At 52.3% G+C, this 18,205-nt stretch carries 23 protein-coding genes; 2 read left to right on the forward strand and 21 right to left on the reverse strand.

The genetic code is table 11. The features are described 5' to 3' along the window. Window positions 1–43 precede the first annotated feature (43 nt). The gene (gene phaR, locus ACT3TR_RS09705; RefSeq protein ID WP_441684772.1) at window positions 44–577 is read right to left on the reverse strand and encodes a polyhydroxyalkanoate synthesis repressor PhaR; all 534 of its coding nucleotides are present in this window, start codon (window positions 575–577) and stop codon (window positions 44–46) included. Window positions 578–728: 151 nt separating this feature from the next. Between phaR and ACT3TR_RS09710 the strand changes: the two genes are divergently transcribed. Then, window positions 729–1,442, forward strand: a complete 714-nt coding sequence (locus ACT3TR_RS09710) for a 16S rRNA (uracil(1498)-N(3))-methyltransferase (protein WP_444625342.1) — start codon at window positions 729–731, stop codon at window positions 1,440–1,442. An 11-nt stretch (window positions 1,443–1,453) separates the two neighbouring features. On the opposite strand, the gene rloA3 is transcribed toward ACT3TR_RS09710, so the two are convergent. The 12 genes from rloA3 to hemH form a co-directional block, all read right to left on the reverse strand. Next, on the reverse strand, window positions 1,454–2,008 hold the full coding sequence (gene rloA3, locus ACT3TR_RS09715; RefSeq protein ID WP_192536250.1) for a retropepsin-like aspartic peptidase RloA3: 555 nt from the start codon (window positions 2,006–2,008) through the stop codon (window positions 1,454–1,456). Window positions 2,009–2,050: 42 nt separating this feature from the next. Beyond that, window positions 2,051–3,319 carry a lytic murein transglycosylase gene (locus tag ACT3TR_RS09720; RefSeq protein ID WP_441684768.1) on the reverse strand — a complete coding sequence of 423 codons (1,269 nt, stop codon included), beginning with the start codon at window positions 3,317–3,319 and terminating at the stop codon, window positions 2,051–2,053. 92 nt (window positions 3,320–3,411) lie between these two features. Beyond that, entirely contained in the window at window positions 3,412–4,701 is a 1,290-nt protein-coding gene (locus tag ACT3TR_RS09725) for a DASH family cryptochrome (RefSeq protein WP_444625341.1), read from the reverse strand. Further along, on the reverse strand, window positions 4,685–4,891 hold the full coding sequence (locus ACT3TR_RS09730; RefSeq protein WP_444647231.1) for a DUF2256 domain-containing protein: 207 nt from the start codon (window positions 4,889–4,891) through the stop codon (window positions 4,685–4,687). The genes ACT3TR_RS09725 and ACT3TR_RS09730 overlap by 17 nt, the downstream gene beginning before the upstream one ends. 154 nt (window positions 4,892–5,045) lie before the next feature. After that, window positions 5,046–5,450: a monovalent cation/H(+) antiporter subunit G gene (mnhG, locus tag ACT3TR_RS09735; RefSeq protein WP_096278988.1), complete on the reverse strand. Its 405-nt coding sequence runs from the start codon at window positions 5,448–5,450 to the stop codon at window positions 5,046–5,048. After that, complete coding sequence (locus ACT3TR_RS09740; RefSeq protein ID WP_096278986.1) at window positions 5,443–5,712, reverse strand: monovalent cation/H+ antiporter complex subunit F; 270 nt, start codon at window positions 5,710–5,712, stop codon at window positions 5,443–5,445. The genes mnhG and ACT3TR_RS09740 overlap by 8 nt, the downstream gene beginning before the upstream one ends. Further along, entirely contained in the window at window positions 5,712–6,185 is a 474-nt protein-coding gene (locus tag ACT3TR_RS09745) for a Na+/H+ antiporter subunit E (RefSeq protein WP_096278984.1), read from the reverse strand. The genes ACT3TR_RS09740 and ACT3TR_RS09745 overlap by 1 nt, the downstream gene beginning before the upstream one ends. Beyond that, the gene (locus ACT3TR_RS09750) at window positions 6,182–7,780 is read right to left on the reverse strand and encodes a Na+/H+ antiporter subunit D (RefSeq protein WP_444625339.1); all 1,599 of its coding nucleotides are present in this window, start codon (window positions 7,778–7,780) and stop codon (window positions 6,182–6,184) included. Before ACT3TR_RS09750 ends, ACT3TR_RS09745 begins: the two co-directional genes overlap by 4 nt. After that, complete coding sequence (locus ACT3TR_RS09755; RefSeq protein WP_444625338.1) at window positions 7,777–8,124, reverse strand: Na+/H+ antiporter subunit C; 348 nt, start codon at window positions 8,122–8,124, stop codon at window positions 7,777–7,779. The genes ACT3TR_RS09750 and ACT3TR_RS09755 overlap by 4 nt, the downstream gene beginning before the upstream one ends. A gap of 18 nt (window positions 8,125–8,142) precedes the next feature. After that, a complete protein-coding gene (locus ACT3TR_RS09760) occupies window positions 8,143–8,574 on the reverse strand; it encodes a Na+/H+ antiporter subunit B (protein ID WP_441684761.1) in 432 nt (143 codons plus the stop codon). Next, window positions 8,567–10,918 carry a putative monovalent cation/H+ antiporter subunit A gene (locus tag ACT3TR_RS09765; RefSeq protein ID WP_444625337.1) on the reverse strand — a complete coding sequence of 784 codons (2,352 nt, stop codon included), beginning with the start codon at window positions 10,916–10,918 and terminating at the stop codon, window positions 8,567–8,569. The genes ACT3TR_RS09760 and ACT3TR_RS09765 overlap by 8 nt, the downstream gene beginning before the upstream one ends. 219 nt (window positions 10,919–11,137) lie before the next feature. Further along, entirely contained in the window at window positions 11,138–12,217 is a 1,080-nt protein-coding gene (gene hemH / locus ACT3TR_RS09770) for a ferrochelatase (RefSeq protein ID WP_444625336.1), read from the reverse strand. A 196-nt stretch (window positions 12,218–12,413) separates the two neighbouring features. On the opposite strand from hemH, the gene ACT3TR_RS09775 reads away from it, so the two are divergent. After that, window positions 12,414–12,812, forward strand: a complete 399-nt coding sequence (locus ACT3TR_RS09775) for a thiol-disulfide oxidoreductase DCC family protein (protein WP_441684755.1) — start codon at window positions 12,414–12,416, stop codon at window positions 12,810–12,812. Between the two features lie 18 nt (window positions 12,813–12,830). Here the strand turns inward: ACT3TR_RS09775 and ACT3TR_RS09780 are convergent, their stop codons facing one another. The 8 genes from ACT3TR_RS09780 to rlmB all read right to left on the reverse strand — a co-directional run bounded on the left by ACT3TR_RS09780 (window position 12,831) and on the right by rlmB (window position 18,203). Next, on the reverse strand, window positions 12,831–13,133 hold the full coding sequence (locus ACT3TR_RS09780; RefSeq protein ID WP_096278970.1) for a DUF6482 family protein: 303 nt from the start codon (window positions 13,131–13,133) through the stop codon (window positions 12,831–12,833). Between the two features lie 194 nt (window positions 13,134–13,327). Beyond that, window positions 13,328–13,621: a hypothetical protein gene (locus ACT3TR_RS09785; protein WP_444625335.1), complete on the reverse strand. Its 294-nt coding sequence runs from the start codon at window positions 13,619–13,621 to the stop codon at window positions 13,328–13,330. Between the two features lie 32 nt (window positions 13,622–13,653). Then, window positions 13,654–15,042 (reverse strand): replicative DNA helicase, encoded by a 1,389-nt coding sequence (gene dnaB, locus ACT3TR_RS09790; RefSeq protein WP_096278966.1) that lies wholly within the window; start codon window positions 15,040–15,042, stop codon window positions 13,654–13,656. A gap of 202 nt (window positions 15,043–15,244) precedes the next feature. Further along, on the reverse strand, window positions 15,245–15,691 hold the full coding sequence (rplI, locus tag ACT3TR_RS09795; RefSeq protein WP_096278964.1) for a 50S ribosomal protein L9: 447 nt from the start codon (window positions 15,689–15,691) through the stop codon (window positions 15,245–15,247). Between the two features lie 15 nt (window positions 15,692–15,706). Beyond that, entirely contained in the window at window positions 15,707–16,558 is an 852-nt protein-coding gene (locus tag ACT3TR_RS09800; RefSeq protein ID WP_096278962.1) for a hypothetical protein, read from the reverse strand. A 12-nt stretch (window positions 16,559–16,570) separates the two neighbouring features. Then, complete coding sequence (rpsR, locus tag ACT3TR_RS09805; RefSeq protein ID WP_007113337.1) at window positions 16,571–16,798, reverse strand: 30S ribosomal protein S18; 228 nt, start codon at window positions 16,796–16,798, stop codon at window positions 16,571–16,573. A 33-nt stretch (window positions 16,799–16,831) separates the two neighbouring features. Continuing rightward, window positions 16,832–17,209, reverse strand: coding sequence for a 30S ribosomal protein S6 (rpsF, locus tag ACT3TR_RS09810; RefSeq protein ID WP_096278960.1), 378 nt, complete (start codon window positions 17,207–17,209; stop codon window positions 16,832–16,834). Between the two features lie 208 nt (window positions 17,210–17,417). After that, window positions 17,418–18,203: a 23S rRNA (guanosine(2251)-2'-O)-methyltransferase RlmB gene (gene rlmB / locus ACT3TR_RS09815; protein ID WP_444625334.1), complete on the reverse strand. Its 786-nt coding sequence runs from the start codon at window positions 18,201–18,203 to the stop codon at window positions 17,418–17,420. Between the last annotated feature and the right edge of the window lie 2 nt (window positions 18,204–18,205).

The following is an 18,205-nucleotide window of genomic DNA, read 5'->3' on the forward strand; positions in this document are numbered from 1 at the left end:
GCGTTATTGGCGGCATTATGCCACAGCGCGGCCCCAAGTGGGGTCAGGAGGTTTTGTCCTGTTTCTTTTTATTGCTTCCGCCAGCATCGTCACCAGGCTTACCGCTGCTCTCTGACGCTTGGTGATCGCCAGCGTTAGCTTCATCGCTTTGCGCAGATTGATTCAGGGTCTTTTGCCAAAAACGCATATTCTCTTCGCCTAACTCGCGCATGAAGTCCAGCGGCGTGTTACGCATGGCCTGCTTCCATTGGCTTTGCAGACGCTTTTGCTGTTCCAGCATCAACTGCGTACCCTGCTCAAGATAACGTGACAGTGGCAGTGGCGACGTCATGTCATAAACGCGGATCAGTTGCGCCAACAAATCGTTGGAGAACACTTGTGACTCTCCGTCTGCCTGCTCTTGCTCAATGATGATCGATAGCAAAATAGTGCGGGTCAGGTCTTCACCGCTTTTAGCATCTTCAACGCGAAAAGGCGCTTCGTCGATGATTAAGCGACGCAGGTCTTCTAACGTTACGTAGCGGCTTTGCTGTGTATCATACAGCCTGCGGTTAGCATACTTGCGAATCACGCGCACGGCGCATCTCCTTAAAAGCGATAGGGACTTTAAAAGCGATAGGGGCTTTTTCCCGTTGCTGGTATTGTGCCTGCACCACGCGCCCATGCAAGCGGCTTTGATCGATTTGGTAGACGCAACACGCCTATTCTGTGACCAATAGACTCTCATTATGAATTTGATTTTACTCAGCCCCGATGACCTTACCGGCGATAACCGCGCCTGCATCAGCGACCCGCGTAGACTGGGCCATCTGCATAACGTTCATCGCTCCACGCCAGGAGACCTGCTTACCGTCGGAATCCAAGGGGGAGCGATGGGTAAAGCGCGGCTCACTGAACTCACCGCTGAACGTGCTTATTTCACGCTGGAAACGATGGATGAGCCACCGCCAGCGCCACTACCGGTGCATTTGGCATTAGCACTGCCAAGGCCACGTATGCTAGCACGCACTCTGGAGCACGTGACTGCGCTAGGTGTGAAAGACATCACCCTGCTGCATACCAAGCGGGTAGAAAAAAGCTACTGGCAGTCTCCCGAGTTACGCGCGGAAAAAATACACCAGCATCTAGTACTAGGTTTAGAGCAAGCCCGTGACACGCAGCTACCTAACGTTACGCTTAGCAAGGGGTTTAGGCCTTTCTTAGAAGAACAGCTTCCCTGCCTACTCAAGCAATACCGAGGACTGCTGGCACACCCTGGTATGCCACACGCTTGCCCGAGAGATGTTAAATACCCAACACTCTTACTGGTAGGCCCAGAAGGCGGTTTTATTGCTTGGGAAGTAGAGCAACTGCTAGCGGCAGGCTGTGAGGGAATGCACCTTGGACCGCGAATTTTACGCGTAGAAACAGCCGTGACGGCACTGCTGTCACGGCTATTCTAAGCGTTTATACGTTAAGACTGATCATCTTCCGGGTCGTGAGGCACGACCTGGGAATTCTCATCGCACCCAGGTTCTTGCAAGAAGCTATTACGCACATCAAGCAACCCAAGGTGGCTGATCGTGCTGCGGCCAAGCAGCATCGGATAAATCATCTCTTCACGGTCGCGTAAACTGAACTGCTCTTCGTAGATGGTATCGCCCATGCACACTTCCATCAGAATAACGGGGCGGTCATCGCTGCCACCCGCGCCGCGCACGGTTTGTTCACGATACAGCGGGCGCTCAATTTCATCACTGAATACTTCACCACTGTCCTGATCTTCCAGCTTGAGACGAAAACGCACCCACTCCTCATCCTCTTGCTCGAACAACTCAATGTCACGAGCGTCAAGCGATGATGTTAATGCACCGCTGTCGAGCTTTGCCTTAACCGTAATATCCCAGGGCTGAAGCGTCGCATTTTCTACCCAGCCAAACACTTGATCGTCGTCTGCCATCGCGGTGGAAGTAGATAGCAAGGCACCAATAACAGCACTGCCTAATAACGTTTTTCCTAGCACTCGCATAGCATCATCCTTGGTAAGTTAAAACCTTCAATAAAACGTTGCCTACTCAGCACGGCTTCGCAATTGCTCTAAGAGGGTCTGAGTTGCAAAGCCGTCTGGTATTAACCCTTGATCACGCTGGAAGTTCCGTAATCCTTGCCGCGTATTGGGACCCATGACACCGTCAGCGCCTCCCGCTGAGTAGCCGGTACGGTTTAACTCGCGCTGGAGTTCCTTCACATCATCGCGGGTCAGCGGCGTTTCCCCTCGCGGCCATTCATGCTGGGTGCCCTCTCGCCCGGCAATAGCATCACCCAGTGTGGCCACGGCGAGAGCATAACTGGTGGCATTGTTATAACGTAAAATGGCGCGAAAATTAGCCCCTACTAGAAAAGCGGGGCCTTGAGCACCGGCAGGTACCACTACAGACGCGCTATCGAAATTTGGCAGCTCGCCCTGCTGCGCTCGAACGCCTTGATCACGCCACTCGGCACTACTGCGTCGGTCGGTCTGAGTATAATCAAATCCTTCGGGTAGGCGTATCTCCACGCCCCAAGGCTGACCCGTTTGCCAGCCAGCTCGCGCTAAGTAATTTGCTGTCGATGCCATTACATCGGGAATACTTCCCCAGATATCACGCCGACCATCACCATCGCCATCGACGGCATAAGCTTCAAAGCTGCTGGGAATAAATTGGGTATGGCCCATCGCGCCGGCCCATGATCCCTTCATTTGATCTGCGGCTATATCACCCTCGTCAATGATACGCAGCGCAGCGAGCAATTCACCTCTAGCAAAATCACGGCGGCGGCCATCGAAAGCGAGCGTAGCAAGAGACTCTAACGTTGAGAAATCACCGAAATTGCTTCCGTAGTTACTCTCGATTCCCCAAATAGCGACAATAATTTCGGCAGGTACGCCAAAGCGCTGCTGCATTTCCAGCGCGGTATCGCGGTGGGCCGCTAACTTTTCTCGCCCGGTATTAACACGCGTAGATGAAACCGCGGTATCAAGGTATTCCCAAATAGGCCTGACAAATTCGGGTTGGTAGCCATCGAGCTCAATGACGCGATCAAGGTGACGTATGCCATCGAATGCTTCGCTCAATGTCGCTTCGCTAATGCCTTCGCCGGCGGCATAGCGACGAAACTCATCCAACCATTGCTGAAAATTAGCGTAGTTAACCTGTGTAGCAGCACGCGCATCGACTTCAGTCATCAGCTGCTGATTTGCGAGTGCTGCGCCTCCAACGAAGGGGGTGCTCAACGCTATCGCCAGCGAAGCACACAGTAAGGGGCGGTAACGCCGCCCTGCAGGCAAATTAATAGACATCGTTTATATCCTTAGGCAGTCCTTGGCATGTCTAGAATGATGGCCTAGAAAAGTAGTAGATACTAGACGCTGAGGCTGATTAGAGGGCGCAATTATCTTTCAAGCGATGTCATCCAGTGGGCGACATAGCGCCCATGCGGGTCATAATGATTGACCTGCTGCTGCACATCAAAGTAGCGACGATGACACGCGCCTCTTCCCACGCCGGCGATATAACGCCAGTTTCCCCAATTGCTGGCAACGTCATAATCAATCAAGCAATGCTCGAACCATAAAGCGCCTAAACGCCAGTCTACCTGCAGGTCGTTGACCAAGAAGCTGGCGACATTTTGCCTAGCGCGATTGGATATCCAGCCAGTGCGATGAAGTTCCAGCATGGCCGCATCCACAAACGGCACGCCAGTCACAGCATTACGCCAAGCATCAAACGCCGCACTCGGCTTGGCCGCTAGAACCTTACCAAACATTTGCACACCTTCAGCCTGGGCGACACGTATAAAATACTCACGCCAAAGCAGTTCAAACGTGATCCAGTAGCTCGATTCATTGCTGCCGTGTTCGGCTTCCCACGCTTTCACTGCATCATTAACTTGGCATGCCGTGACACAGCCGCGCGCAAGCCACGGCGAAATGCGTGTTGAAAAATTCGCGCCTAAAAGACCGTTGCGGGTTTGCTTATAGACTTCTGCGCCCTTTTGATGCCACAGATAGTCATGAAGACGCGCATGCGCCGCCGACTCCCCTCCCACGTAGGTATAGCCTTGACGTGTATCCGGCTGCCACACAGCGCTATGCTCAGAGACAGCCTTTAACGGCGGAAAGCCACGCGGCGCCTCAGGCCAAGGCGGCAGTGTTACCGGTGCAGGTCGGCTCGCGGAAAGTGAGCAGTTTTTTTCTACGCAGCGCCTAAAGGCCGAAAAACTTTGCGGTAGCCTATCCGCGTCGAAAGGCAGCGCCTGCCGATTAATCAGCTGCCCGCTCTCAATACAGCTCAGCGTTGTTTGGTCGGAAAGCCCACTGGCCACCGCTTTAATCTGCTGTATTTCTTCAACCCCTGGGTGGTCAGAAACGCGGACATGGCGCGCACTAAGCGACCAGGCCAGCTCAATCACCACATCGCTTGGATTACCGATGCGGACAAGCAAATCACTGCCGCGCTTTAAAAGCTCGCCGCGCAACGCCATTAAGCATTGCCATAGGAAGCGTAAACGCGCTGGGCCTATCCGCGGCACAGAATCGTCTTTTATGAGAGGAGCACACCACCGCTGGTCCAACACATAAAGGCACAGTAAATGACTGGGGGGAGCATTAAAGTGCAACAGAGGGTTGTCGGCCACGCGCAGGTCGTCTTGCAGCCAGACAATATCAACGGTGGGGTTCATGCCCTTGCCTCCCAGCAGCGCATTGCTGTTTTGCAGTACGTCGACACCGCTCGCTGCAATAGCGCACCTCATCCCAACAACGTGTCCATTTCTTTCGCCGAACAAAGGGGCGCTGGCATAAAGCACACGTTTTCTGGGGCAGGTGTTGTTTGCGTTGCATACTCACAGGCGCACTTCTTAATAAGCACATGACTAATCATGAACACATGATCCTACACGGTATAACTGTTGTACATTAATTATTATCAATAGGAGATGATAAACGTCAGCACTGCGGAACATCAAACGCAAAAAAGCCACCCGTAGGTGACTTAGCGGCAGGATAAAAACGGCAAACGATCGCTCTAGTCTGGGTCGGTATCTCGTGGCTGGCGTTTGGCATTTTCTTGGGTCTCCAAGCCACTTTTTAATTCGTGGGTCAAAGGATCATAGTTAGGCCGTAATTCATCCTTTATTGTGCCGCTCCAAAGCTTGGACCCAACGAAATAACCGGCACGACCAATCACATGGGCGGCCACCGGTGCTGTCATTAAAATAAATAATATGATGGCAAAAGAGCGCGCGACGATTCCCACTTCAGCAAAGTGCATTGCCGCCGCCAGCATTATTAAAATCACGCCTAGTGCGGCGGCTTTGGTGGTCGCATGCATACGTGTTAGCAGGTCGGGTAAACGCAGCAAACCTACAGAGGCAAGCAGCATAAACAGCGCACCGCCAAGAATCAGCGTGCCTTTTATAAAATCAATCATCGCGCGGGCCTCCTCGTTCTAAAAAACGCGCAAAGCCAATAGCCGCCAAAAAGCCCATAAGTGCGACCACAATTGCGGCGTCGAGGAAACTAGCAACCTCTGTTTTGATCGCATAAACCCCCACCAACCCTACCAAGGTGGTCGAAAAAAGCTCTAACGCTACAACGCGATCGGGCAAACTGGGGCCGCGTACAACACGCACGAAGGTGAGTATGAGCGCTATGCTCATAATCACTTGGCTAATTAAAATAACGGTATCCATCAGCGAAATAGCTCCAGGGCCCGGTGCTCCATCTCTTTTAAATTACGCCGCAGCTCTTCTTCATCGTCTAAAAACATCGCATGGATATACAGCACCTTACGATCATCAGACACATCTAAGCTAAGTGTGCCGGGTGTCAGCGAAATCAAGTTAGCCACCATGGTGATTTCCATTTCCGTACGAGCCGAAAGTGGCAGCGCAATAACGCCAGGTTTCATATGCCAAGGCGGCGTCAAAATATCAAAAGCCACGCGCAGGTTGGCTTGAATCAGTTCTTTCAGGAAAAAACCGATAAAGCCCACAAGCCGCGGCACCCGCGCCGGGTAACCTTTCAATGAGTCAAGCTGAGGCTCAATCAAAACAAGCGTGATATAGCCAAATATCAAGCCGATAAGAAGATTCAAACCGGTGAAGTCACCGCTCAACAAGACCCATGCCAGACCTAATAGTAAGTTCCAAATAGCTCCTGTCATGGCGCATCCTCTCCTGTTGCCGCTTCTTCAGCGTCCGCTGCTGATGAATTCAGCAACGTGTCTTCTACACTGGCCGAAGCGCCCAGAACGGCTTCGATATACCCCGATGGTTCAAGCAACTGATCACCAATGCCCGTCATCACCCACATAATCGGCTCAGCAAATACCCCGATCAACAGAGAAGACATCGCCAGCACCATCACCGGTAAATACATCATCCACAGGCTTGGCTTTAACAATCGACCATCATCTCCTGTCGGAGTAACAGTTTCAGGCACGTGATTATCTTCCGGCAGCGACTTCCAGAACACCTCATTCCAAATTTTCACCATGGAGTAGAGCGTCATTAAACCTACCGCCAGCGCGATCCCAGTTACGACATAGGCTTCAGCTTCGAGGCCTGCGCGCACAATGACAAATTTAGCAAAGAAACCAGACAGCGGCGGGATGCCCGCTAGAGAGAAAGCCGAAATAAAGAAGGCAACGGCTAGCCAGGGGCGCTCCCGATACAAGCCTCCCATCTTTTTGAGTTGATACGTACCCTGCAGACGATGGGTGATCCCGCTAATCAAGAAGAGGTTAGTTTTCACCACCATATTATGCACGATGGCAAACACGCCACCGGCTATCGCCAAGGGCGTATAAAGCGCTAACCCTAAGATCATATAGCCAATCTGGCTGACAATATGAAACGATAGAATACGCCTAAACTCATATTGGGCCGCCGCGCCCAGCACGCCAGTCACCATCGTAAAGACCGCCCCCCAGAGCATAATGTCCTGCAAATAGCCCATGGTCTGGTCAAACATCAGCGTAAAAACGCGGAACAGCGCATAAACGCCGACCTTGGTGAGCAGCCCGGCAAACAGAGCTGAAACGGCGACAGGCGGCGTGTGATAAGAAGCAGGTAGCCAAAAGAACAATGGAAAGGCGGCTGCCTTAATGCCGAAGGCCACCATAAACATAACGGCCAACACTTCAACCATGCCCGTGTGCTCAGCCTCCCCCATACGCAGCGCAATATCGGCCATATTAAGCGTCCCCACCATCCCGTAGAGAAGCCCAACGGCGGTCAAAAAAATGACCGATGCCAGCAGATTCAAGGTGACATATTTAATCGCCCCCTCCATCTGCGCACGCTCACCGCCTAGAATCAGCAGCGCAAACGACGCCACCAGCATTACCTCAAACCACACATAAAGGTTAAAGATATCACCGGTTAAAAATGCCCCCATAACGCCGGCTAAGAGCAGGTGCATTAAAGGGTAGTAGCCAAATTTTTCATGCCCCCGGCCGGTCGTGGCCAGCGAATAGATCCCCATTGCCAAACCAATGACGGCGGTCATCAGCACCATGACGGCACTCAGCATATCGGCGATGAGCGTGATGCCAAACGGCGCGGGCCAGCTGCCCATCTGCATCGTGACGTAGCCGTCTGAGAGCGTTGATACGAACAGCCACAGACTAACAATCAGCAGCGCCGCATTACCGGCCACTGCCAAAAAGCGCTGCATGGGGCGGGAACGCCAAAACAACAAAGAGATTGCCCCTGAAAGCAGCGGCAAGAGGACGGGAAGAGCAACTTCAGGCCTCACGTATCGGTATCCTTCATCTTATCGAGATCATCAGCCTTAACCACTTCATAGGCACGTCGAATCAACACCACCGCAAAGGCAAGCACGCCAAAGGCAATTACGATAGCTGTCAGCACTACCGCTTGGGGTAAGGGATCAGCGACGGCGCCTACCGGCTGCATTATGCCTTCAGGAATCAGTGGCGGCGCGCCCCGCGTCAATCCCGCCGTTGTAAAGATCAGCAAATTGGCCGCGTTTGAAAGCAGCATTAAACCAATCACCAGCTTCACGATAGAGCGACGCAGCATCATGAAAATAGCCGTTGCGTAAAGCAGCCCTATGGCTACCGCCATTAGTGGTTCCATGCTGAGCCTCCTGTTAACTCAAGGTTCATCCTTGTCGACCTCCATCAGCGTCATCACCATACCGGTGACTGAGCCCAGCACCGCGAAATACACACCGATATCAAAAATCAGCGGCGTGGAGGCTTTAAAGTCGATGATTGGAATAGTCCACCACTGGGCGGTTAAAAACGGTTGCCCCATAAACCAGGCAGGCACGACGGAAATCATTCCCAGCAATAAACCAATGCCAATAAGGTCTTTGGGGTCAACCATACGCAGCACTTGCTTGGTCGCGCTAACGCCAAAGGCAAACAGGTAAAGCGTAAATGCCCCCGCCGCCACCAGGCCTGCGATAAAACCGCCGCCCGGCTCATCGTGTCCTCTAAGCAACAAGAAAACGGAAAACATCAGCTGCAGCGGCATTAAAAAACGCGCTGCCGTATTGAGGATAATGGTGCCTGACTTAACCATTGTTAGGCTCCTTAGCCGCTACTTTGCTGTTTTCACTCGGTTTATTCTCATTACCTTCGCTATGACGCAGCTTCAGCATGGCAATAACGCCAACGGCTGCGAGCGCCAAGACAAACATCTCACCTAGCGTATCTAGCGCCCGGTAATCGACCAAAATGACATTGACGATATTGCGGCCAAAGGCCAAAGGGGCGCTGTTCTCAATCATGTATGTCGAGATAGGTTCAAACTGCTGAATACTCCACGAAGTCATAATCAGCAGGCAAATCAAAATACCCATCATGGCGGCGACAGCGCCATCACGGATACGCTCAAGGCTGGTAGAAAGACTCGAAAAGCGCGGCAGCCGGAACAATACCAGTACCAGCAAAATCACCGTCAAGGTTTCCACCAGCAGCTGGGTAATGGCGAGATCAGGCGCACTGAAAAGAATAAAGATTAACGCGATAGAGAAGCCCATCACGCCTACCGACACCACCGCCCCAAGCCGGGATCGAGAAATGGTCGCGAACAACGCTCCCATTACCATACAGCCTGCGACAACGGCCTCGTGAAAGCGCACGTCTAGGTCAAAGGCAAGCTCAGGCGAATGGCGCAGCAATATGGAGTTACTAATCAAAACGATCAGCGTAATCAGCATAATAAGAATGTAATTACGCATATAGCCGTTTTGCAGTATGCGCGTTTGCCACTCGGAGAAATGTACGATGCCATTCATCGCGCTCTCATAGCCGGCCTCAGGGCCATGGCGCATAACCGGCGCCAGTATGGATAACTTGGCACGTACGCTGTCCCAGCGTTTAAACAGCAAAAAGCCTAAGCCAAGGCTGACAATCGACATTATTAATGCCACGTTCACGCCATACCAAAGCGACAAAGAAACGTCGCTCGGTTGCCCAGAAATGGAGCTCGCGGCAGCGCTCAGCAGTGCATCGGCGCCTAACGTCGCAGGCCATAAACCAAGCAAAAGTGACCCTGTTGCTAAAAGCGCCGGCCCCGCTAGCATGCTGAGCGGCGCCTCATGAGGATCTAGCGGTGTTTGATGACGTTTGCCGTAAAAAGGACGTAACGCAATAATAAAGGCTACCGCGATCGTTAATATCGCGGCAATAAAGGCAAATATCACCAGCAGCATGTTGAAGCTGTCGGCGCCGAGTGCCGACTCAAACTTCAGCTCCTTGCCGATAAAGCCTATTAACGGCGGTACCCCAGCTAACGAGAGCGCAGCAATCAGCGCAATCGTTGCCGTTACCGGCATCACTGAACGTAGCCCCCCCATGTGCGTCACATCCTTGGTACCGGTTTCGTGATCCAAAATACCGGCGACCATAAATAGCGCCCCTTTATACAAAGAGTGCGCCAAAAGGAAAGTAACGAAAGCGGTCATCGCATAGTCACCGCCAATACCTAACAGCATTGTCAGTGTGCCCAGCGCCATAATCGTTGAGTAGGCTAATAGTTTTTTAATATTCGTATGCTGAATAGCTAAGAACGAACCGGTCAACATCGTGGTCGCGCCGACTACGGAAAGAATCCCTACCCACAACGCCGTGCCGCCCAGCTCTGGATATAGCCGCGCGAGCAGATAAATACCCGCTTTCACCATGGTGGCTGAGTGCAAGTAAGCCGAAACCGGCGTTGGCGCAGCCATCGCGTTAGGCAACCAAAAATGAAACGGAAACTGAGCTGACTTAGTGAACGCGCCAAGCAGCAAGCAGATCAGCATGGGGGTATAAAGCGCATGCTCACGTAAATCTGTATCGCTACCAAGAATCTCTGACAGCGACCAGCTGTCGCTAGCAATGCCCAGCAGTATCAGGCCAGCCATTAACGCCAAGCCGCCGGCGACGGTCACAAATAATCCCTGACGCGCTGACTTGCGTGCCTCAATATCCGCATGATTAAAACCAATCAGCAAATACGAGGTAATACTGGTTAACTCCCAAAAGATGAACAGCGTTAATAAGCCGTCGGCCAATACCAGCCCTAGCATGGAAACCATGAAGGCTATTAACGCGATATGAAACCGCGCGAGATCAGGATGATCTTTCAAATAGCCGCCGGCATAAATTAAAACGAAAGCACCAATGACGGTAATCAACAGCCCGAAGAGTAGCGACAGGCCATCTAACAAAAACGTAAGGCTGATACCCAATGACGGCACCCACTGCCACTCGAGTAGCAAGCTGCCATTGCCAATCACATAGGGAGCCTGAAGGGCTAACCACGCCGCCAGCCCTGCTGGGAATACTGCCAGCACAAGGCTTGCGCGCTGGCCGAACCATCGATGCAGCAACGGCGACGATGCAGCCAGCAAAAAACCCATTAATATGGCAAGTTGCATCTAGCATTATCTCCTAAATAACGAAACGCCCCACCGTTAGATCGGGCGCGAGGGCTATGGGCACCATGCCTTTGGACTGGAACGCCAGCGTTGAATAATAGTGATTTCAAAGTGAGACAGCTTATAACAGACAGTTTTGCCTGACCAGTCAAACGCTTAAATGCAAATAGCCGCAGCGAAGTAACCCCCGCTACGGCTATTATTGCGCTTTAGAAAAAATCAGTGGGCAGGCAACCATCCGGCTAATTCGTTATTAATCACGGCAAGCAGTGCCTCTATATGATCGTCGCGATCATTCAAGCACGGTATGTAGCTAAACGTTTCACCACCTGCCTTCATAAAGCTATCGCGAATCTCTTCTTCTATCTCTTCAAGGGTCTCAATGCAGTCTGATGAGAAAGCGGGTGAGATAATCGCGATGTGCTTGTGCCCCTGTTGAGCCAACTCAGCCACGTGCTTAACGGTAGCCGGCCCCAGCCACTTCTCGGGGCCAAACTTCGATTGAAAGGCGGTATCCACTTCTTCTTTGCTAAAGCCGAGTGTTTCGCGCAGCAGCCGCGTTGTTTTCTGACACTGGCAGTGATAAGGATCCCCTTGCTTCAGGTAGCGTTCAGGAACTCCGTGATAGCTAGCCACCAGCTTGGTTGGACGCGTCGGCAACTCGGCGTACGCCTCTTGCACAGAGTTAGCCAGAGCCCGAAGATAGGTAGGATGGTCAAAATACGCGGGCACCGTACGGATATAAGGCTGCCACTTCATCTTCATCAGCGTACGAAACGCTTGGTCGTTAGCCGATGCTGTCGTTGGTGAGCCGTATTGAGGATAAAGCGGGAAAAATACGATTTTTTCGCAGCCCTTCTCTTTTAAGCGCGTCAGCACACTTTGGGTTGAAGGATTTCCATAACGCATACAGAAATCAACTTCAACATCATCACCATAAAGCGCCTTTAAGCGCGCTGTCATTTTCTCGGTCTGCGCGCGAGTTATGGTCAGTAGCGGACTTTCATTTTTGTCGTTATTCCAGATACTGCGATACGCTTTACCCGACGAGAATGGGCGTTTAGTCAACACAAGCAGTTGCAGCAGCGGCTGCCATTTCCAGCGGGCATAGTCGACCACGCGCGGATCAGAGAGAAACTCATTTAAGTAACGACGCACGGACCAATAGTCAGTGGCATCCGGCGTACCTAGATTTGCGAGCACAACACCCACTTTGGCACGCGGCACCGGCGGGTGATCACTGGACGCGTGCGCTAAACGCCCTGCCCCAGGCTGATCCTTGACGACGCTTTCGGTCATTACATTTACTCCCGAAAATACCTAAACAATTGAAAAAAGGTCATTAAAAAAATAAAAAGACACAAAATATGGCGACTTAATTGCCAAGCGGCTCACGCAAATTCTATCACTTATCGGCATACTGTCGGCATAAAGTTATACTACAATTACTGCTTGTATAACTATTTTGAAAATAGCTACCGATAGGCGAATCATTATGAACCGTTTTACGCCATTAAAGGCCCGCCCTCCGGTCACTCTATTTCACGATGGGCACTGCCCCTTCTGCCGCCAAGAAATTGCCTGGCTAGCCAAACATCACCACATAGACCACATCGCATTAGTGGATATTCAGGATGAGTATTTTAACGCGCAAACGCACGGATGCGAATTCACCGCCATGATGGGGCAGCTGCATTTACACGATAGTCAGGGAAAGTGGTATATCGGAATGGATGCCAGCCGTGCCCTGTATGCAGTATTGGGCTACCGGCGGCTAGTGTGGATATCGTGCTTGCCGGGGATACGCGGCCTAATGAACGCGGGTTACCGGTTTTTTGCCCGTCGCCGAATACGAATCGGGCAGTGGTGGGAAAAACGTCAATCTAAAGCTTAGCAAGGTGGCGTAAACGCGTTAAAAGACGAGCGGCATACGCGAAGTAAGTGGCTCACTGTAGTGCGTGTCGCGACCAATGACTTCATCGTGAGGCACGTGCTGGACTAAATAAGCACGATGAATCTCGGCACGCTTAAGCTCCATATAAACATCATCTAACGAACGGAACAGCATCGGCTTATTGCGCTGCATTAACATATGGCGCTCGCCTTCAACATCCTCTAACTCAATTTGATAAAAACGACTACCCGAATGGATAATCACGCGTATTTCGAAGTTGTCGTGGCTGGCGACAAACTGTTTAAGATCTTTCAACTCCATGGTTCACTCCTGTTATTGATACATACTAAATAGGGCACAGCATGGCTGTGCCCTATGACATTTCAGTTGCCCTATTATTACATTGTCATGACAGCTTTCAGTTTCATGACAGCTTTCAGTTTTATGACATTCAACAACTAAGACGACGCTAGTGCAAGAGAGTTCCAGACCAAAGCGTCAACAAATGCGATTAATTACTGATATTCAGAGGGGTCGATCGCTTTACCCAGTGAATTGCGATCAATCCAATTGCCGCCTTTCGTTTCTTTATAGCGGAAAACTACTTTATCTCCCACGGTGACGGGAACCTCTCCGTCTTCGGTTTGATAGCTGTATCTCTCGCCCTCCACTACCAGGTGGTAACGATAAAGGTCCGGCATACCCAGCCACTCTTTGAAAGGCCCTTCCCGCTCTAGTGACTGTAGCTCACCGCGACCTTCAAGCTTAGGAAGACGCTGCCGATTACCGCGCCGAAATCCACCTGCCATTTGCTACTCCCATTTTTGCATTGCACATCAAGTTAATCGCCAAACGAATCGCCGTAGCTATCCGGGGCTAAATCTTCAAAGCGCGTATATTTACCAATAAACGCCATATGTACCGTACCGATAGGTCCGTTACGCTGCTTACCAATAATTAACTCGGCAATCCCCTGGTTGTCGGGATTGTCAGGGTTATAAACTTCATCGCGATAAACAAAAGCGATAACATCAGCATCCTGCTCGATAGCGCCCGACTCACGCAGATCCGACATAATAGGACGCTTGTTAGGACGCTGCTCCAACGAGCGGTTCAGCTGTGAAAGCGCGACGACCGGGCAATTAAATTCTTTCGCTAAGCCTTTCAAAGAACGCGAAATTTCAGAAATCTCACCGGTGCGGTTTTCACTGAAGCCAGGGATCTGCATTAGCTGAAGATAATCGATCATGACCAGCGCAATGTTGCCATGCTCACGAACTACTCGACGCATCCTGGAACGCATTTCATTGGGCGACAATGCGGCCGTATCATCGATAAACAGCTGCTTATCTTTGAGCAGATTCACCGCAGAGGTTAAGCGTGGCCAGTCTTCGTCTTCTAATTGACCGGTACGAACACGAGTTTGGTCAATCCGACCAAGCGAAGACAGCATCCTCAGCATCAACGATTCCGCGGGCATCTCCATCGAGAACACCATCACCGGCTTGTCGCTGGCGATGACCGCATGCTCGACCAGGTTCATGGCAAACGTGGTTTTACCCATTGATGGCCGGCCGGCAATAACCACCATATCCGACGGCTGCAGACCCGTGGTCATATCATCCAGGTCACGAAAACCCGTCGAAAGACCGGTCATCTCACCTTTCAGGTTAAACAACTCATCAATACGGTCGACGGCTTTGGTTAACAGCTCACTCATGCCAATAGGGCCGCCCGTTTTAGGGCGTTCCTCAGCAATTTGGAACACTAACCGCTCAGCTTCATTGAGCAGCTCATCCGCCGGACGCCCTTGAGGCGTAAAGGCGCTGTCAGCAATTTGATTAGCCGCGCGGATCAGCTTACGCAGCGTGGCACGTTCACGCACAATATCGGCATAGGCACGAATGTTGCTGGCAGACGGCGTGTTACGCGCAAGCTCGGCCAGAAATGCCAGGCCACCCACGGTATCCAAGTGATCGCGTGCTTCCAGGGCCTCAGAGATCGTCACCACGTCCAACGGCTGTGCGGATTCGGCTAAATGAATCATCACATTGAACACCAATCGGTGTTCATAGCGATAAAAATCATCGGCCACCAGACGCTCAGAGACGTTATCCCACGCCTGATTATCCAGCATGAGCCCGCCTAATACCGACTGCTCTGCCTCAAGCGAATGCGGCGGCAGTTTTAGCGCGGCCGTTTCTTTATCAGCAGAAGGCGTGTCCTGCATGGCAAGCTCCTTTAAATACGACAACGTACCCAGTAAAGATGCTTATCTTAGCCGAGCCCATACCGCGCGACGACCCACATCATCAAGATGTTGCCTTAAAGTACCCGGCGCTAATGAACTGGATAATTTAGGCAACGTCCAGAAATAACAAAAGGCGCGGGAAAACCCGCGCCTTTTGAGGCGTACGTGTCAGCGCAAAGAATTACTCTGCGACGACAACCACGCGTACAACGGCATCCACTTCAGCGTGCAAGTGTAGCGCGATGTCGTATTCGCCAGTTTGGCGAATCGGGCCATTCGGCATACGTACTTCGCTCTTGGCAACATCGATGCCAGCAGAGGAAATCGCGTCGGCCAGGTCACGTGGACCAATCGAACCAAACAGTTTGCCTTCGTCGCCTGCTTTGGAAACCAAAGACAGTTCGATGTCGTTCAACTGCTCAGCACGCGCTTCAGCTTCAGCTTTACGCTCAGCGGCTTGTGCTTCGAGCTCAGCGCGCTGCACTTCAAACGCTTCGATATTGTCTTTGGTGGCCGGTACGGCTAAACCGTAAGGCACCAAATAGTTACGACCATAACCAGGCTTAACAGTGACCTTGTCACCCAGGCCGCCCAGCTTACCAATGTTGTCGAGCAGAATGACTTCCATCTCGTAAACCTCTTGTCAGTTGCTGCGGGCAAGGCGTGCGCGAACGTTCGCGAATGTATCAATCAGCCCCAACAGCAGCACAATGAGAATCGTGGGCCAGGTCGTGATTAGCAGCACATAAAATGCGACTAGCCACAGCCCGTTCATCCCCTTTAATCCAATAAACCCGTGCACTAACGCAACGCCAGCTACCAATAGCGGAATCCAGCCAAGCATGGCCAGCGCGTGGACACCTAACAGCGAGCCTGCCACCCCAATCACGGCCAAAATGGCCAATTCTTTAGGGCTCAAGCGCAGTGCGTGAAACTCTTCGCGAAAGCCGCCTGGGTTGTACAACCCAGCTTGCCAGCTTCGTGCAAGCGCTAAACACACTATTGCTGCCAACAGCACCACGAGCCCGGTAACTCCCCCCACTACCAGCGCGGCAATGGTTTGAGTATCGTAGCCTTGGTTGGCAAATTCCGTGAGCATGCGATCCACTTCTTGCGAACCTTCTCGCAATTGCTCAAGCATTAGCTCTGTACCACCTGGCGGTGAAAAAATGCCAAGTTGAACCATGACCACAGCGACCAATGTCCCCACAATCAATGTTTCTCCCCAACGCATCCTTTCGCGCAGGATGACGGCCATCAGCGTTACCAACAATATGCTAGCAAGCGGAATCACATCTCCCTGGGCCCACCACCAGCCAGCCGGTAGCGCTGCTGCGATGATCACCGGTAGTGCAGGCGCAAAGCCTTTACGTAAGGTCATCAGCGCGGCAATGGCTGCTCCTAACCAGAACAGCCAAGGCACTAGCGTTGCCAGGGCCGCCACGCCTGCAGCGTAGGGCGTGCCCCGCATCAGCCATCGGGCTAGTGCCAGCATCACGTTAAACGCTTACTGGTGGCTATCGGAGTAGGGCAGCAGTGCCAGATAGCGCGAGCGCTTGATAGCGGTCGCCAGCTGACGCTGATAGCGTGCTTTGGTACCGGTAATACGGCTTGGAACGATCTTGCCGGTTTCGGTGACGTAAGCCTTCAGCGTGTCCAGATCTTTATAATCGATCTGTTTGATGCCTTCAGCAGTAAAACGGCAAAACTTACGGCGACGGAAAAAACGTGCCATGGACTAGCTCCTTAAAACGTGCAGTGAAAAAAATCAGGCAGTTTCTTCTTCTTCAGCGCGCGGTTTTTCTTCGCGACGCGGACGTTTTTCTTCTGCCGGTTTCATCATCGGGGAAGCTTCAGTAACAGCTTCCTTGCAGCGTACAACCAGGCTGCGGATGATGGCGTCGTTGAAGCGGAAGATATTCTCGATTTCTTCGAGAGTCTCGCCAGCACATTCGACGTTCATCAGCACGTAGTGGGCTTTGTGGATCTTGTTGATCGGGTAAGCCAAGTGACGACGGCCCCAATCTTCTAGACGGTGCACAGTGCCGCTATTTTCAGTAACGATGCTGGTGTAGCGCTCGACCATAGCCGGCACCTGCTCGCTTTGATCCGGGTGGACCATAAACACGATTTCGTAATGACGCATGGAATCTCCTTGCGGTTTGACAGCTTCCTTAGTGTGCCACTGCTAAAGCAGATAACGACGACTGGGAAGCAAGGAGTTAACTGAAGTGTTCAGTGGCCGCATAAGCAATCACTGAAGCATCAAACAGATCGTTTATTTCAATTACCACTGTTCACAGCTAACGCCCGCTTGCATACAAACGGGCGCGTGTATCTTAGTGGCGCGGGGGTTAACTTGCAAGCTGCCGCTGACGAACAGCTTCAAACAGACAAATTCCGGCCGCGACCGACACATTCAGGCTAGACACCTCACCCGCCATCGGCAGCTTAGCGAGGTTGTCACATGCTTCACGGGTTAACCGACGCATGCCCTTGCCTTCAGCGCCCATCACCAGAGCGGTCGGGCCAGTCATATCGATTGCAAATAAGCTGGACTCCGCCTCACCCGCCGTACCGGTTATCCAAACGCCCGCATCTTTGAGCTTGGCGAGGGTACGCGCCAAATTGGTGACTTGGTACACCGGAACAACTTCGGCAGCGCCGCAGGCCACTTTACGCACGGTGGCATTCAGCGGCGCCGCTTTATCTTTCGCGACAATCACGCCGTGAGCACCGGCGGCATCGGCACTGCGTAGGCAGGCGCCAAAATTATGCACGTCGGTTACACCGTCTAAAATCAGCAAAAGCGGCGGCGTTGATGACGGCCAGGCACGCAGCTTTAACCATAGCGACTCTTCGCCCTCAGGCGTCAGCGGTGGGCAAAAAGCGACGACGCCCTGATGAGCTGCGCCCTGGGTCAACTGATCCAGCATATCTCGCGGCTGCTCCTTCACGCGAGCACCGCGCGCCTGAGCTTGAGCAACGACTTCTTTTAAGCGGCTACCTGCGCCCTGCTGCACCCAAAGTTCACGCGGTGATTCACCTCGATCCAGAAGGCTTTGCAGAGCGTGCACGCCATACACTTGATCTAACCCATCGGGAGTCTTAGGCCCCCGTCGAGACGATGCCGGTTTCATGC

This window comes from Halomonas sp. AOP12-B1-6 (assembly GCF_052379225.1).
In the GTDB taxonomy this organism is placed as follows: domain Bacteria; phylum Pseudomonadota; class Gammaproteobacteria; order Pseudomonadales; family Halomonadaceae; genus Vreelandella; species Vreelandella casei.